This is a genomic window from Marinomonas colpomeniae (assembly GCF_014803385.1).
In the GTDB taxonomy this organism is placed as follows: domain Bacteria; phylum Pseudomonadota; class Gammaproteobacteria; order Pseudomonadales; family Marinomonadaceae; genus Marinomonas; species Marinomonas colpomeniae.
The window spans coordinates 1-15206 of the sequence record NZ_JACYFC010000008.1; the positions used below are offsets into that span (position 1 = coordinate 1).

Annotated in this window: 14 protein-coding genes; 12 read left to right on the forward strand and 2 right to left on the reverse strand. The window is 42.6% G+C overall.

Features of this window, described 5'->3' with window-relative positions; translation table 11 throughout:
• Positions 1-381: 381 nt before the first annotated feature.
• On the reverse strand, positions 382-1725 hold the full coding sequence (locus IF202_RS16335; protein ID WP_191595993.1) for a GH1 family beta-glucosidase: 1344 nt from the start codon (positions 1723-1725) through the stop codon (positions 382-384).
• Positions 1726-1853: 128 nt separating this feature from the next.
• The gene (locus IF202_RS16340) at positions 1854-2291 is read right to left on the reverse strand and encodes a GNAT family N-acetyltransferase (RefSeq protein WP_191595994.1); all 438 of its coding nucleotides are present in this window, start codon (positions 2289-2291) and stop codon (positions 1854-1856) included.
• Between the two features lie 89 nt (positions 2292-2380).
• Here IF202_RS16340 and IF202_RS16345 point away from each other — a divergent pair, with 89 nt between their 5' ends.
• The 12 genes from IF202_RS16345 to IF202_RS16400 all read left to right on the forward strand — a co-directional run bounded on the left by IF202_RS16345 (position 2381) and on the right by IF202_RS16400 (position 15135).
• On the forward strand, positions 2381-3559 hold the full coding sequence (locus IF202_RS16345; protein WP_191595995.1) for an alpha/beta hydrolase: 1179 nt from the start codon (positions 2381-2383) through the stop codon (positions 3557-3559).
• A gap of 16 nt (positions 3560-3575) precedes the next feature.
• Entirely contained in the window at positions 3576-4466 is an 891-nt protein-coding gene (locus IF202_RS16350; protein WP_191595996.1) for a phytanoyl-CoA dioxygenase family protein, read from the forward strand.
• Positions 4467-4491: 25 nt separating this feature from the next.
• Positions 4492-5445: a biotin--[acetyl-CoA-carboxylase] ligase gene (locus IF202_RS16355; protein ID WP_191595997.1), complete on the forward strand. Its 954-nt coding sequence runs from the start codon at positions 4492-4494 to the stop codon at positions 5443-5445.
• Positions 5446-5545: 100 nt separating this feature from the next.
• Positions 5546-6469, forward strand: a complete 924-nt coding sequence (locus tag IF202_RS16360; protein WP_191595998.1) for a LysR family transcriptional regulator — start codon at positions 5546-5548, stop codon at positions 6467-6469.
• A gap of 136 nt (positions 6470-6605) precedes the next feature.
• On the forward strand, positions 6606-8099 hold the full coding sequence (locus IF202_RS16365; protein ID WP_191595999.1) for an ABC transporter substrate-binding protein: 1494 nt from the start codon (positions 6606-6608) through the stop codon (positions 8097-8099).
• A gap of 63 nt (positions 8100-8162) precedes the next feature.
• Positions 8163-9107, forward strand: a complete 945-nt coding sequence (locus IF202_RS16370) for an ABC transporter permease (RefSeq protein ID WP_191596000.1) — start codon at positions 8163-8165, stop codon at positions 9105-9107.
• On the forward strand, positions 9104-9922 hold the full coding sequence (locus tag IF202_RS16375; protein ID WP_191596001.1) for an ABC transporter permease: 819 nt from the start codon (positions 9104-9106) through the stop codon (positions 9920-9922). Before IF202_RS16370 ends, IF202_RS16375 begins: the two co-directional genes overlap by 4 nt.
• Entirely contained in the window at positions 9919-10749 is an 831-nt protein-coding gene (locus IF202_RS16380) for an ABC transporter ATP-binding protein (protein ID WP_191596002.1), read from the forward strand. Before IF202_RS16375 ends, IF202_RS16380 begins: the two co-directional genes overlap by 4 nt.
• Positions 10746-11561, forward strand: a complete 816-nt coding sequence (locus IF202_RS16385) for an ABC transporter ATP-binding protein (RefSeq protein ID WP_191596003.1) — start codon at positions 10746-10748, stop codon at positions 11559-11561. The genes IF202_RS16380 and IF202_RS16385 overlap by 4 nt, the downstream gene beginning before the upstream one ends.
• Before the next feature lie 60 nt (positions 11562-11621).
• Entirely contained in the window at positions 11622-13007 is a 1386-nt protein-coding gene (locus tag IF202_RS16390) for an amidase (RefSeq protein WP_191596004.1), read from the forward strand.
• 701 nt (positions 13008-13708) lie between these two features.
• Positions 13709-14434, forward strand: a complete 726-nt coding sequence (locus IF202_RS16395) for a type III pantothenate kinase (RefSeq protein WP_191596005.1) — start codon at positions 13709-13711, stop codon at positions 14432-14434.
• A complete protein-coding gene (locus IF202_RS16400; protein WP_191596006.1) occupies positions 14431-15135 on the forward strand; it encodes an SPOR domain-containing protein in 705 nt (234 codons plus the stop codon). The genes IF202_RS16395 and IF202_RS16400 overlap by 4 nt, the downstream gene beginning before the upstream one ends.
• Positions 15136-15206 lie beyond the last annotated feature (71 nt).

Consider the following 15206-nt stretch of genomic DNA (forward strand, 5'->3'; position numbering starts at 1 on the left):
TCGTCGTCAAGCTTGAATTAAGAGAAGCCCCGTTCTGCTATGCAGGACGGGGTTTTTTCGTTTTGGGTCATTAGGAAACGAGAGTATTTTATTGTTCATTTACTTGTGACTGTTTCGCAGGTTCGACGCGTCTGCGCAATTGAAAGGCAAGAAGGTGATCTCATTAGATTCAGTGGTATCGAGTTAAGAGCAGAAATTATTTTGGGAGATGTCTAGTGGCTTTTGAGCGGTGATTAAGACTGGATATTGCAGGTACAAAAAAGCCCTCATGAGAGGGCTTTTTTTTGGGTGTTACACGGTTATTTATACACTAAGGCTGACGTCGATTTTTCATTTAGTGTTAATAACTTAGGCACTTATCCACTTTGTATTGAATAAAAATTAGATTTTTCGGCTATTTAATAATGAACGGTATGCGTGTCCACTTTTCTTAATGGTGCGTTTTTGGGTTTCGTAGTCAACATAAGTAAGGCCAAAGCGTTTGCTATAACCTTCTGCCCATTCAAAGTTGTCCATTAAACTCCATGCAAAGTAACCTCGTATATCAACTCCTGCTTCTATTGCCGTATTAACTGAGTTTATATGGTCATTTAAATAACGAATCCGTTGCTCGTCATTGACGGCTCCATCAATAATCGTATCATCGCAAGCGGCTCCGTTTTCGGTAATAAACATAGGAGGAAGGTCATATTGCTTGTTAAGGTTAATAAGCAACTCAGCGAAAGCGTGAGGAGCAACTTCCCAGCCGATATCTGTGTATTCAACGTCGCTCTTACTTTTTACATCTTTAAATAAATTTTCGGGATCATAGGCGTTGTGATTACAGGTGTAAAAATTCATTCCTAAAAAATCGATCGGCTGAGAAATGACCTCCATGTCACCAGGTAATACTCGTGGCAAATATTGAGGAGCTACAGTCTTCAATATTTGGGGATATTGACCTTTCATTAAAGGTTCGATAAAAAATTGATTATCTAGCGTTTCTCTCATTAGACCTGCAAATTGATCTTCTGCTTTTTCGCTGGCTGCATAAGAGCGGTTCATATTAAGTACTATTCCAGCTTGAGCTTGTGGGGCGTTTTTGCGAATAATTGGCATAGCTAAGCCGTGTGCTAATAAAATATGATGCGCTGCTTGTCGACCATATTCAGGCTTTGCTAAACCTGGTGCGTGAACGCCTAACTCGTAACCTACAATCGCAGCACAGAAAGGTTCGTTAAATGTAGCCCAGCTGTCGACCCATTCAGATAATTCTTTTGTGGCGATGTCTGTGTATTGTTTAAATTGATATGCTGTTTCTCTACTTAGCCAGCCGCCTTTGTCTTCTAGGTATTGAGGTAAATCCCAGTGGTAAAGCGTTACAAATACTTTAAGCCCTTCGGCTTTCAGCTTTTTTAACAAGTTTCGGTAGAAGTTTAGTCCAGCTTCGTTTGCTTCGCCCTCTTTCGTCATTATGCGTGGCCATGCGATAGACAAGCGATAAGCATCAACTCCAAGGTCTTTAATGAGCTCAATATCTTGTTCCCATAAATGATAATGATCGCAAGCGATGTTGCCATTGTCTGCCCCTTTTACCTTGCCTGGTGTGGCACAAAAAGTATCCCATATAGAGGGTAAACGGTTATCTATATCTGTTGCGCCTTCGATTTGAAAAGCTGCAGTAGCAACGCCGAAAATAAAGTTAGGCGTTAGCATTTTTGAATTTGATGGTAGGGTAATGGACATGATGACCTCAGTCTTTGTATTTATTCTAATTGTGGGCGTGGATAATAGAATCAAAGGTACTGGACGATGTTTAAAAGGGTCAATAAAGACTTGCCTGTTTTAGTGATTTAAGAGTTTTTAAGTGTTTTTTAAGTGCTTATGTAGATCATTGGTGTGATTTTACGACCTTGAGCTTTATAGGACTGAAAGCGTTTTCTTAGTTCTTCTGGTAATCTATCAGTCTCGATTTCTATAAAATTGTTTGCAGTATAAAATGATACAAGATGATCTAGGGCGAAACAGTAACTAGGTAATAGATTTAGCTGATCATGGATACTATTTATCAAATGACTACCTAAGCCTATTTTTCTATAGGAAGGGTCTGTGACCATCGCGGTAAGTAGTTGAGCATCCGGAAACCTCTTCAATCTCAGAGAGCAAACAATTTTACTGTTGTTTTGGCGTAACACCCAGATTGGCTCAGCTTTATTAGGTTTTCCGCTGGGGTAATGCTCTTGATAGAACTTTTTGACGAGAGGGAACCATAGAGAAGGAACCCGCTCTGGATTTGGGTAAGGTGTTTTCATATTTGAATGTATTTGAGAAATATCACAATGATAGCTTAGTATAGCTGGGCTTTGGTAAGATTGAATGACTTATTATAAGGAAGTAGCCGATGATAAAAATAGTATTGTTTAGCTTTTGTCTTATTGCGTTTTCGGTGTCAGCCAATGATACAGCTACGTCATTTATTTTTGAAGAAGATGAAGCCTTCTCCGAGTATGTAGAACGAGCTCATGCTTATTTAGATGAGAACAAAGAATGGGTAAATACCAAGAATAAATCCCGTGAGTTAGCTGCGGTGATGCCTTTTGAATTATTGCCTGATACCGCTCTTTGTGAAGGGGTAAAAAACAAAGGTATTTTGTTATCGCATGGTTTGTCTGATTCTCCTTTTTCTATGAGAGACCCTGCTTATGCAATGCAAAAAGCTTGCTACCATGTTCGTGTTGTCTTGTTACCAGGGCATGGAACAAAAGCGGAAAATCTATTAACAGTTTCTCGTGATGATTGGCGTACAACATTCCGCAATGCTACGGATAGCTTTTACAAAGAAGTTGATGTTTTATATGTTGGAGGTTTTTCTACAGGTGGTGCGTTAGCCGTAGAATATGCATGGCAGCATACTGACAAAGTAGCAGGTGCTGTACTGTTTTCTCCAGTATTTAAGGTTAACAGTAGTATTGATTGGCTTTCTCCTTGGTTGGCTTTTGTGAAAGACTGGTTAGATCATTACCCTACCGATGACTTCGCAAAATACGCTTCTATTCCTGTTCCTGCTATTGCTGAAGTGTACAAGTTATCTAAAGAAGTACGTGGTTTGATTTTAGATGACCCTAAATCCTTGCCTGTTTTTGTTGCCCTCTCAGAAGACGACAAAACTGTAGACTCATCAGTGACTGAGACTGTTTTTAAAGAAGGTTTTATTGGCTCTACGAGTCAAATGGTCATGTACAGTCGAAACCAAAAAGATAATCAAATAGATCGTATTAAAACATACAATACGAATTGGCCTGAATCTAACATTTTAGGGCTTTCTCATATGGCGATTCATGGGAATCCAGATAATCCTTATTATGGAAAGATGGGAGAATATCGTATTTGTGGGTGGTATTTGTCTGATATGGCTTTGTATGACACCTGCCGAACAGATGAAACTAATTGGTTTGGTGAGCAATCTGATCTTTTGTCGGACAAAAGCCCTCATGCCGCAAGAATATCGTGGAATCCTGGTTTTGATGAATTGATGAAAGATGTGACTTCTTTCATGCAAAAAAATGCTAATAGACATTAAGAAGTGAGAAGGTGTAATGGAAAATAACGTATCTCTTGAGTTGGCCCCTCTAGTATTAACTCAACAACAAATAGACCAATACCATAACGATGGTTATTTAGTAATAGAGTCTCACGTATCAGCTAATGTATGTGATGCTTTGAAAGAAAGAATGACAAAACTGATGACAACGTTTGATCCTGAAACAGTTCGCTCAATCTTTACAACAAATGAACAGTCTAGGTTTACTGATCGTTATTTTATGGATTCAGCAGATAAGATTTCGTTCTTTTTTGAGGAAGAAGCCTTTAGCGAAGAGGGTAACCTGAAGCAAGTGCTTGATAAATCGATTAATAAAGTAGGTCATGGGCTTCATATTCAGGATGATGTGTTTCGGGCTTTTTCTCTATCGCATGTTTGGGGAAGCTTGCTTCGTCAGCTAGGAATGGAAGAGCCTCGTGCCGCACAATCCATGTATATTTTTAAACAGCCTAGTATTGGTGGTGAAGTAGGCTGTCATCAGGACAGTACTTTTCTTTATACCTCTCCGATGAGCGTTATTGGGCTTTGGTTTGCAGTAGAAGATGCGAATCTTGAAAATGGCTGTCTTTGGGGGGTTCCAGGTGGCCATAATGTTGGCTTGCTAAAGCGCTTTGAGCGCATAACAAATGATGCTATTGAAACTCGTATGGTGACACTTAAAGAACATGAGTGGCGTCAAGACGAATTGGTTGCTTTGCCTGTACCAAAAGGATCGTTGGTTATTTTGAACGGCGAATTCCCTCATCTCAGTTATGCTAATCGTTCTACAACATCACGCCACGCTTATGCCCTACATGCCGTTGACCAAAAATGCGATTATCCGAGAGTGAATTGGCTTTTACCGAAAGAAGGTAGCGTGTTTCTGCCATTTCAAAAAGTAATCTAAGGCCTTGTTTGGCTGGAGAATTTGAATGAGAGCTGTTTTGGCTTTGCTTAGCGACAATGAGTTTCACTCTGGGGAAGAGTTAGGTAGGGCACTGGGAGTGACTCGTGCTGCTGTCTGGAAAAGACTGAAAAAACTTGAATCCATCGGCGTCGTCGTTCACTCGGTGAAAGGGCGAGGGTATCGCTTACCGTCACCTTTGGAGCTGTTGACAGAAGAACGGTTACGTGAAAACGGACTCCCAGACAGTGTTAATTTAGCTCTACCGTTTGAGACAGAGTCTACTAACATCGATGCTAAGGATTATATTGTTCAGGGTAATGCTTTGCCTTTATTAATCTCTGTTGAGCGGCAAACTCAAGGTAAAGGTCGTCGTGGACGCCAGTGGGCGTCGGGCGTCGCTAAAAATATTACTCTTTCTTTTGTTTGGCGTTTTGAGAATGGGCCAAGTGTCATTGAAGGGTTAAGCCTTGCTGCTGGCGTGGCTGTTGCGCGAGTGCTTAAAAAGCTTGGTATTCCTAATCCTGGTTTAAAATGGCCGAATGATATTCAGATAGATGGACAAAAAATTTGTGGTATCTTGCTGGAAATGATTGCAGACCAAGATGTTTGCCATGTTGTGATTGGCATTGGTTTAAATGTCGAAATGGATAACGCTTTCATGACTCATGTAGACCAGCCTTGGACCGATCTGGTTTCTAGGCTTAAGACTCGCCCTAGCCGAAATTACATTTTGGCGGAATTAACAAAAGAATTAATAGAAGTTTGTCGATTGTTTGAAGATGGCAATGGCATGAAGCACTTCCAGCATCAATGGCAAGCTTATGATGTTCTTTTTAATCAACCCGTTAATGTCAGTTCGGTGAATCAAAAGCGACAAGGCATTGCTAGAGGGATAGACCAAAAAGGCGCCTTGTTAATAGAAGAAGATGGTGAGCTTATAGCTTTGCATGGGGGGGAGGTTAGCGTTCGTCGTATCTAGGGAGTTGATAGCAGGCAAGCCTTACTTATGAATACGTAAAGGTTTGTTTGAGATCTATAATCTCGATTAAAGGTCGGCATTTTGAACTTCGGAGTATGTCATGCAACTTAAAGCGATCACCTATTTCAACGAACTAGTACGTTCACGCTCTATCCGGCAAGCCGCTGAAGCACTTGGCGTTTCACCTACGGCTATTAGTCGTCAACTTGAAAACCTAGAACATTACTTTGGTGCGACACTGGTTACACGAGGCGCTCGAGGCATCATATTAACAGCTGCGGGTGAAGCACTTGCTACCCGCTCAAAAAGTATGATGCGTGATTTAGAGAGTGCTCGACAAGTAATCGATGATCTCCGTGGTCTTAAGCGCGGCAAGGTCTCTATTCATTTTAATGGTGCTGCCATTAACGCTATTTTGGCGCCTGCCTTAGCTGAGTTTTATAAACTGTATCCTGCGGTATCAATTGAAGTAACCGTTTCGTCGGCGCAAGAAGCGATTAATGCTGTCATTAGTGGCAGCACGGATATGGCTGTTACTATGTTTTCACCGCCAGACCAGCTGGTTGACGTACGTTTTAAATTACACGTTTATCATGAGGTGGTGATGTCTCCTGATCACCCCTTAGCTCAGCTCAAGGAAATATCCTTAGATGCTATTCGGACATATCCGATTGCTATGCCTGATTGTTCGTTTGGTATTCGGCGTGCTTTTGATCAGCACCAACGTAATGAAGGTTTAGAGCCAATTGAGGCTGCTTTTACGACATCTTCTCTTGAGTTACAAAAAGAGCTAGCTCGTCATCAAGCCGCTGTTATTATTTTGCCAGCGATGTCTGTTGCTCGTGAAATAAAATCAAAAGAGCTTGTTGTTCGCCCCTTTGTTGAGCAATGTGAGATTGCCACAGACCTACAACTAGGAAGGGCTAGAACCACAGCGCCAAGTTTTGCAGCGGTTAAGCTTGCAGATTTCCTAGAAGACTTTTTTCCTACACAAACATTATCAATACAAGAGTGTATTGATTGATTTCTATTGTTAGTGCAACGGTTTTAGTGTCACTGTGCGCTAATTATAACCGTTGCATTTGCACTAAACACTCAGGCAAACTAATAATCAATTAGACGATTTTTGCTAAAATCACAACATAAGAGGTTACCGTTCTATGACAAGCCATTTTCGCTTTCTCTTGACGACAGCTGCTACCGTTAGCTTGCTTGCTGCAGGTAATGCCATCGCAGAACCACGCACAGATCTCATTTTAGGCATGAGTACTGAGCCATCTGGTCTTGATCCTACAGCCGCAGCACCTGTTGCCATTGGGCAGGTTGTTTGGCAAAACCTTTTTGAAGGTCTGGTAGCGATTGATAAAGACGGTAACATTGAACCAGAACTTGCTGAAGATTGGGTCATTTCTGATGATGGCCTAACTTACACGTTTAATTTGCGAGACAGTGTGACTTTTCAGAATGGTGAAGCATTCAACGCTGATACTGCGAAATATACGATTGACAGAATTTTAGCTGATGACTCAGTAAACCCTCAGAAATCACTTTATAAAACCATAACAAGTGTTAAGGCTACAGATGCTGATACGCTTGAATTGACGTTATCAAAACCTTCTGCTGATTTGCTTTATTGGTTGGGCTTTCCAACAGCCGTGATGATTGAGCCTACGAGTGAGGCAACTAACGCAACGAATCCAATTGGTACTGGTCCATTTAAATTCTCTGAATGGAAAAAAGGAAACCAAGTTACGCTTGTTGAAAATACGAATTATTGGGGAAAGGCACCAAAACTCGATAAAGTGACTTTCCGTTTTATTGGTGACCCACAAGCACAAGCTGCAGCACTTACCTCAGGTGGTATTGATGTTGTTCCTGAGTTTACGGCGCCAGAGCTTGTTAGCCAGTTTGAGAAAAACAATACATTTAGTACTGTTATCGGTACGTCTGGTATGGAAGTTGTGGCGGGCATGAATAATGCCAAGAAACCATTTAATGATGTGCGAGTTCGTCAAGCGCTGATGATGGCAATTGACCGTCAGGGAATTGTTGATGCTACAAATGCTGGTTTTGGTACACCTATAGGCAGTCATTTCTCTCCGTCAGATGCCGGTTATGAAGATCTAGCGGGTGTTTTGCCTTATGATCCGACAAAGGCCAAGAAGCTATTAGCAGAAGCGGGTTATCCAAACGGCTTTACCTTCACTATGAAGATGCCAAATCGAACGTATGCTGAACGCGCCTCTGAAATCATGCAGGCCTATTTTTCTATGATTGGTGTGACAATGATAATTGAAACATCTGAATTTCCAGCAAAATGGGTTCAGGATGTGTTCAAAGATACTAATTATGATATGACCATTATTGGTCATGCCGAACCACTTGATATTGGTATTTATGCTCGTAAACCGTACTACTTTAACTATGAAAATCCTGACTTCAATAAAACAATGGTAGAGGTTGCGAATGCCAAAAGTGAAGAAGAGAGGGTAGCTGGATATCAGCAAGCTCAGAAAATTCTAGCCGAAGATGTTCCGGCTCTGTTCATTTATGCCAGTCCTAAAATTGGTATCTGGAAATCAGGCCTTAATGGTATGTGGACAAATGCACCAGTACCTTCCAATGATGTAACAGACGCTTTCTGGAAAGAATAAACTTGTTGGTTGCTCGCTATGAAGGCGAGCAACCAACACAGCGTAAACCTCAAGGACTACACAATGCGCCATATTGCACAATCGCTTGTGGGGTTGATAATCACCTTACTCGTAGTTTCCTTCGTCATTTTTTTAGTGATGGAAGCCGTTCCCGGTGACCCTGCCGAAATCATACTTGGCATGTCTGCCGCGCCAGATACGCTGGCAGCATTGCGCAGTCAATTGGGTCTTGATCAGCCATTCTTGGTTCGTTATTCGAATTGGTTAATAGGCTTGCTGCAAGGTGATCTTGGTGATTCTTATACTTATTCCACCTCTGTTTCTCAATTAATTGGCGAACGTTTAGAAGTTACTCTGCCATTGACAGGTCTGGCTGCTTTACTGTCTGTGCTTATCTCCGTTCCACTTGGTGTACTTGCTGCGGCCCGCCCGAATGGTTTGGTTGATATGTTTGCTTCGCTTTTTTCGCAAATCGGTATCGCCGTTCCAAACTTCTGGGTTGGTCTTTTGTTAATACTTGGTGTTGCTCTGACATTTGGCTGGTTCCCTGCTGGCGGTTTTCCCGGATGGGATGCTGGATTTTGGTCTGCGTTAAATGCACTTATTTTACCATCCATTGCATTAGCTATTCCGCAAGCTGCAGTACTGACTCGAGTGACGCGTGCTGCGGTTATTGAAGTAACCAATGAAGATTTTGTACGTACCGCGAGAGCAAAGGGTGCGACCCCGAGTCATGCTTTGTGGCGACACATTGTACCAAACGCCATGATCCCTATTGTGACCATGCTTGGTATGCAGATTTCTGTGCTTATTGCGGGTGCTGTTCTCGTTGAGAATGTTTTTACCTTGCCTGGTATGGGAACACTGGCTTATCAAGCGCTGGCTCAACGTGACTTAATTGTTATTCAGAATGTTGTGTTATTTTTCGCGGCCATTGTTATGGGTATTAATTTTCTTGTCGATGCGTTGTATACCGTACTCGATCCACGCTTGAGGGTTCGCCGATGAAACGTCTTCCTTGGTCTCTCATTGTTGGAGGCACTATTACGGCAATACTTATTTTTGCCGCTATTGTTAGTCAGTTTTGGACGCCAGTAGATCCTACTGCGATTAATATTGGTAACAGACTCAAAGGCCCTGGTGAGGGAGGGATTTTAGGGTCAGATCATTTTGGTCGTGATGAGCTATCGATGATTATGGCTGGTGCATGGGTATCTTTGGGAATTGCGTTTTCGGCGATTGCTGTAGGTGGGCTAATTGGTACTGTACTTGGTGTTGTAGCGGCGTCTGAACGTGGCCCATTTGAAGCCTTGATTATGCGCGTCAACGACGTGTTATTTGCTTTTCCTCCTGTGCTATCTGCAATTTTACTGGCGGCTATTTTAGGTGGTGGCCCAGTTACCACGATTGTGGCTATCGCGTTATTCATGATTCCTGTGTTTGCTCGTGTTACACGAAGTGCCGCATTACAAATATGGGCGCGAGATTATATTTTAGCTGCTCGAATGTCAGGCAAAAGCAGCGCTAGAATTACTCTTGAGCACGTTATTCCTAATATTGCAGCACAGATTATTGTACAAATCGCCATCCAAACAGGTCTGGGTATTCTGACTGAAGCTGGCCTTTCGTTTTTAGGGCTTGGAATTGCTCCGCCAACACCGAGTTGGGGGCGTATGCTGGCAGATGCTCAAACGTATCTAACGATTGCGCCGCATTTAGTCTTTGTACCGGGTATTGCAATTTGTACCGCCGTTTTAGGGCTTAATTTGCTGGGTGATGGTTTGCGTGACCTGACTGACCCAAGACGGAGACAATCCACATGATGCTTGAAATCAAAGATCTTAAAGTTGGTTTTCAAAATGAAGTCGGGCCAGCAACGGACGTTGTTCACGGTATCAGTTTTTCATTGGGCAAAGGAGAAACACTCGGCATTGTTGGTGAGAGTGGTTCTGGAAAATCTGTGCTGTCGCTAGCAACCATTGGACTTCTACCTAAAACAGCGAAAGCGACGGGCGAAATTCTGTTTAATGGCGAAGACATTTTGACAATGTCAGAACGAGAGTTATGCAAACTACGTGGCTCTCGTATCGGTATGATTTTTCAAGAACCTATGACAGCATTAAATCCTGCAATGAAAGTGGGTAGTCAAATTGCAGAGGCATTAAGACTGCATAGTAATATCAGTCGCGCAGATGCGAATGCTGAAGCGCTACGGTTGCTTGAAATGGTAAAAATTCCCGATGCAAAACGAAAAATGCATTCTTATCCTCACGAAATGTCAGGTGGTCAACGTCAGCGTGTTGGTATTGCAATCGCGCTTTCACTAAAGCCTGATTTGCTGATTGCGGACGAACCGACTACCGCGCTAGATGTGACGGTTCAAGCTGAAATTCTAGATATATTGGATGATTTGGTTACTGAGCTTGGTATTGCTTTGATCTTAATTTCTCATGATCTTGGGGTTATTGCTCGGATCGCTGACCGCACTTTGGTTATGTATCGCGGTAACGAGATGGAGCAAGGAGAAACGGAGCGAGTGTTACGTCAGCCTAGCCATGATTACACGCGAAAGCTACTTTCTGCTTTACCAAGACGAGCGCGTGCTGGGCTTGATGTGATGGCTCCGACAACTTTGGGAGATTCCGTATGAGTAAGAAAATACTTGAAATCATTGGGCTCACTCGAGAGTTTGGCATTGGTAATAGCACGATGAAAGCGGTCGATAATGTGTCCTTGTCACTGGAAAAAGGTCAAATTCTGGGGGTTGTTGGAGAGAGTGGTTCAGGCAAATCGACATTAGCTCGTATTGTTATGGCGCTCGATAAGCCAACAGCAGGCAATGTGTTATTCGAAAATGAAGACATCTTCGCGCTTAGTGCGTCTAAGTTGCGTCGTCTGCGTTCTAATTTTCAAATGATTTTTCAGGACCCATATGGTTCATTGGACCCGCGTCACAAAATATCTCGAATTATTGCCGAGCCACTTCACCTAGAAGCAAATGCACCTAGAGGTAAGGCTTTGCGTGATCGAATCGGTAAACTTCTTGAGGAAGTGGGTCTTGCGGCTGAAGACATGGATAAGTATCCCCATGAATTTTCGGGTGGGCAAAGACAGCGTGTAGCGATTGCTCGAGCGCTTATTACGAAACCAAAGCTGATCGTTGCGGATGAAGCAACGTCTGCCCTCGATCTAACCGTACAAGCACAAATCTTAAAATTAATACTCGAAATGCGAGATACACATGGGATTTCAGTGTTGTTTATTACTCATAACATTGGTGTGGTTGATGAGATTTGCGACAGTGTGGCTGTGATGCAGTCTGGAAAGCTGGTGGAAACAGGGCCTGTACGGCAAGTACTCGACAACCCACGTGAAAGTTATACCAAGCGTTTACTGTCTGCTGAACCAACGTTGGATAAAATTGGACGTAAAAAGCATCAAGTGAGTGAATCTCCGCCCTAGCGCACCATCATCGATAATATTTCAACAACCTATTTTTAATTATTATACGGACTTTAGAAAATGACTGATTTTTCTGAACTGAATACCCGCGCCCTTTTGCAAGCTTATGCAAGTGGTGATGTCACTCCTTCTGAGTATATGGCTTGGCTGATAGAGCGAGTTAAGAGGGTAGAGCCTAAGATTAATGCGCTTTACGCCTTTAAACCCGAAGAGTCGATGAAACAAGCCGATGCCTCTACCTTGCGATGGAAAAAAGGTGAGACTTGCGGCCCGCTCGATGGCGTTCCTGTGACACTTAAGGAATTAATTGCAACAGTAGGTGACCCTGTTCCATTAGGAACGGCAGCCTCTGATAAAACGCCTGCAACAGAAGACGCTCCAACCGCGGCACGCCTTAAAGAAGACGGTGCCATTATTTTTGCTAAAACGACTTGTCCTGATTATGGGATGCTGTCTTCAGGTCTTTCAACATTCCATCATTTGAGTCGTAATCCATGGGATTTGACGCAAAATCCTGGTGGTTCTTCAGCTGGTGCGGCATCTGCTGGTGCGGCTGGGTTAGGTACTTTGCACATAGGTACTGACATTGGTGGATCGGTACGATTGCCTGCTGGCTGGACTGGGTTGTTTGGATTTAAGCCAACGCTAGGCCGTATCCCCATTTTCCCTTATTACACGGGTCGCTCGGCAGGGCCGATGACGCGTACGGTAGATGACGCTGTTATGGTAATGCCAACGATTACTAAACCAGATTGGCGTGATGCGACATCGGTTAACTATGAGGTGCTCGACTGGAATGTGCCAGCTGCCGATGTTCGTGGCATGAAGATAGGTCTAATGTTGGACGCAGGTTGCGGTATGGATGCTGAGCCAGAAGTGAGAGAAGCGGTTATTTCTGCAGCTAAGCGTTTTGAGGCTGAGGGTGCTCAGATTATAGAGATTGGCCCAGTGTTAAAACGCGAATGGCTAGATGGATTGGATATTTTTTGGCGGGCGCGTTTTTGGGGAACCATGCTAAAACTGACGGATGAGAAGCGTAAAACCATTTTGCCTTATATTTATGAATGGGCCAAAACAGGTGGCGATGCAGATCCTCTTGATGTGGTGAAGGGGTTTGATGCTACTTTGGCGATGCGTGATACCTGCGCAGCGGCATTTCAGCAAGTTGATGTGATACTATCGCCAGTTAATCCAAATGTGTCTTATCCTGCTGAGTGGGCTTCTCCTACGAATGATCCTCATAAGCCGTTTGAACATATTGCCTTTACTATGCCTTGGAATATGGGTGAGCAGCCTGCGTGTTCAATTAACTGTGGTTTTTCAACAAGTGGCATACCGATTGGTTTACAAATTGTGGCTCCGCGTTTCGAAGATCTTAAGGTGATTGCGTTGGCAAAAGCTTATGAGAACTGGCGTGGTCCTATTACCAACTGGCCTGAATTCTAATGTGAAAGCATTTGGTCGTTCCGCTTAGTTTTTTAGGATTAGGCGTATCTAACGTTTGTCATGCTTCTGCTACGCAATAGCGATTTTTTGCTGGTGGCAGTGGTATGGCAGTGTTGCTTATTTTTTCTAGTGTTTCCTTTATAGTTGCCGAAACCCACTCTAATAATTCCTCCTTATTAAGCCTGCATTAATCACTAATATGTTTTGTTTTTCCTCATAACAATTAAGCCCATCTCACTTTTGAGAGGAGGTTTAATAAGGCTATTTTGTTTATAAAGCAGATGATGCTTTAGCTTGAGGGATCGATAGCCTGTCATATTAATCGTATTAAAGTTTATAATGTAGTTTGGTCTAGTGATAGAATTTTGGATTTCTTTTCTGTATGTACGGATAGTGACATCATTCGTGGGGTTTATTAGTCAGGAAAAAGTGTTGTCCGTAATGGGGGTTACTGCTTTCATTACGATCTTATGGCTTTTGATATAAGGCTTGATTCGCTCATTTTAATGTGTGAATTTCAAATTAAGAATGCTAAAGAGTATAGGTAAGAGTGACATTATAATGGCAAATCAATATTTTGAAGATTGATGCCGGCTGTGCTTATTCAAAACCCAATAGATCAATGTTACCTAAATGGTTATCTGATATCGAAATCTCTTTTTCAAAAAATGGTCAATTCAGATCTAAAATAGGTATACGTAGTGCATAGAGTCTTGGTTGTTGATGCGGGTAACACGATTGTTAAGTTTACAGCTTTTGTTGACGCTGACGTACAGTGGGTAATTAGACAAGAAGCGTGCCCAGAGGATACAAATTTTATCCCAGATGCGATTTATTTCGCCAGCGTTCGGTCTGAGGAGCAGGGTAAAGCATTGATCTCAGAAATTGAGACTGTCTATCCTGATAGTGCTTTAGTTGTTTTAAATAGTGAATTGGTTGAGTGTGGAGTTAAGAACGCCTACAAAGAGCCGCAGCGATTAGGTATTGATCGTTGGTTGAGTGTTGTAGCTGCCCATCATCTCATTGAAGGTGATGTAGTTGTTGTTGATGCTGGTACTGCGATCAAAGTCGATGTCGTGAATGTAAATGGCCAACATCTTGGTGGTTATATCGTGCCTGGTTTGACTATGATGGAAGCTGCGCTTATTTCAAATACGGCTCGAATTAGGTATGAAGAAAATGAAGTGGGCGTTGGTGTTGGCTTGCCTGACTCGACTGCCCGAGCGGTGACTGAAGGTTGTTACGAAATGGTTTTAGGATTTTTGGAGCGGATTCATTTGCAATATCAAGAGTATAAATGGGTGGCGACAGGCGGAGATGCACAATCTTTATTAGATAGATTGGGGATTCCTGTTGAAAGGCAGCCAGATTTGGTCGCCATCGGTGCGAAATTGGTTGGTGATAAATACATGAGAATAAACCGATGAAATGGTTATTTCTTTTCTTTGTGTTGCTCAATGCTGCTTTTTTAAGTTGGCATAGTTTTGTTCAGGATAAGCCTAAGCAAATAAAAGAATCAATATATGGCCCTCCAGTGAGTGAGAAGATTCATTTGCTATCAGAGAGCCCTGCCGTGACGGCTGATGACTATAATGCAGGTGTGGCATCAAATGAATCCTTAGAGGATGCTCTCAATAAGGTCATCGATGAAGTGGTGGTAGATGAAGTTGCGTTGTTCTGCCCGCGTATAGAAGTAGAACGACAAGATGATAAAGTTCAAATTATAAAGGTGTTGACCGATTTTGGTTGGCGATATGTAGAAAAAGAAGTGACTGGAAAAAGGCCAAAGTTCTGGCTGTATATTTCTGCTCCCGAAACACCCGCCATAGCTGGTGGTATTGTCAAAGAACTCGCCTCTAAATCGATTGAAAGTTTTGTGATTAATCGAGGTGAAATGAAAAACCGAATTTCTTTAGGTTTGTATTCCTCCAAAGAGCGGGCAGAGCAGGCTCAAATTCGAATCCAAAAACGGTCAGGTTACTCTGTTAATGTTTATGAGCACCTTAGAAGCGTTCCTCTTCAACAGATTGATATAGAGCAGGCAGTTGACGAAAAAGACTGGGAGCAATTTGTTTCCAAGCTGGATCTCGCCAAGATGATGATAAATTTAGAAAAAAATCTTTGCTAGTGCTTGCAATTAGCAAATCGATTCATATAATGGCTCCCACCTCTTAGGGGGTTGCGTTGTGCGTTGAGTAA

What these genes read in the sequence shown, in the direction of transcription:
- IF202_RS16380 (WP_191596002.1), top strand. Translation starts at nt 9,919, where the DNA reads ATGATGCTTGAAATCAAAGATCTTAAAGTTGGTTTTCAAAATGAAGTC.
- IF202_RS16360 (WP_191595998.1), top strand. Translation starts at nt 5,546, where the DNA reads ATGCAACTTAAAGCGATCACCTATTTCAACGAACTAGTACGTTCACGC.
- IF202_RS16350 (WP_191595996.1), top strand. Translation starts at nt 3,576, where the DNA reads ATGGAAAATAACGTATCTCTTGAGTTGGCCCCTCTAGTATTAACTCAA.
- IF202_RS16385 (WP_191596003.1), top strand. Translation starts at nt 10,746, where the DNA reads ATGAGTAAGAAAATACTTGAAATCATTGGGCTCACTCGAGAGTTTGGC.
- IF202_RS16340 (WP_191595994.1), bottom strand. Translation starts at nt 2,291, where the DNA reads ATGAAAACACCTTACCCAAATCCAGAGCGGGTTCCTTCTCTATGGTTC.
- IF202_RS16345 (WP_191595995.1), top strand. Translation starts at nt 2,381, where the DNA reads ATGATAAAAATAGTATTGTTTAGCTTTTGTCTTATTGCGTTTTCGGTG.
- IF202_RS16335 (WP_191595993.1), bottom strand. Translation starts at nt 1,725, where the DNA reads ATGTCCATTACCCTACCATCAAATTCAAAAATGCTAACGCCTAACTTT.
- IF202_RS16355 (WP_191595997.1), top strand. Translation starts at nt 4,492, where the DNA reads ATGAGAGCTGTTTTGGCTTTGCTTAGCGACAATGAGTTTCACTCTGGG.
- IF202_RS16365 (WP_191595999.1), top strand. Translation starts at nt 6,606, where the DNA reads ATGACAAGCCATTTTCGCTTTCTCTTGACGACAGCTGCTACCGTTAGC.
- IF202_RS16375 (WP_191596001.1), top strand. Translation starts at nt 9,104, where the DNA reads ATGAAACGTCTTCCTTGGTCTCTCATTGTTGGAGGCACTATTACGGCA.
- IF202_RS16370 (WP_191596000.1), top strand. Translation starts at nt 8,163, where the DNA reads ATGCGCCATATTGCACAATCGCTTGTGGGGTTGATAATCACCTTACTC.
- IF202_RS16400 (WP_191596006.1), top strand. Translation starts at nt 14,431, where the DNA reads ATGAAATGGTTATTTCTTTTCTTTGTGTTGCTCAATGCTGCTTTTTTA.
- IF202_RS16390 (WP_191596004.1), top strand. Translation starts at nt 11,622, where the DNA reads ATGACTGATTTTTCTGAACTGAATACCCGCGCCCTTTTGCAAGCTTAT.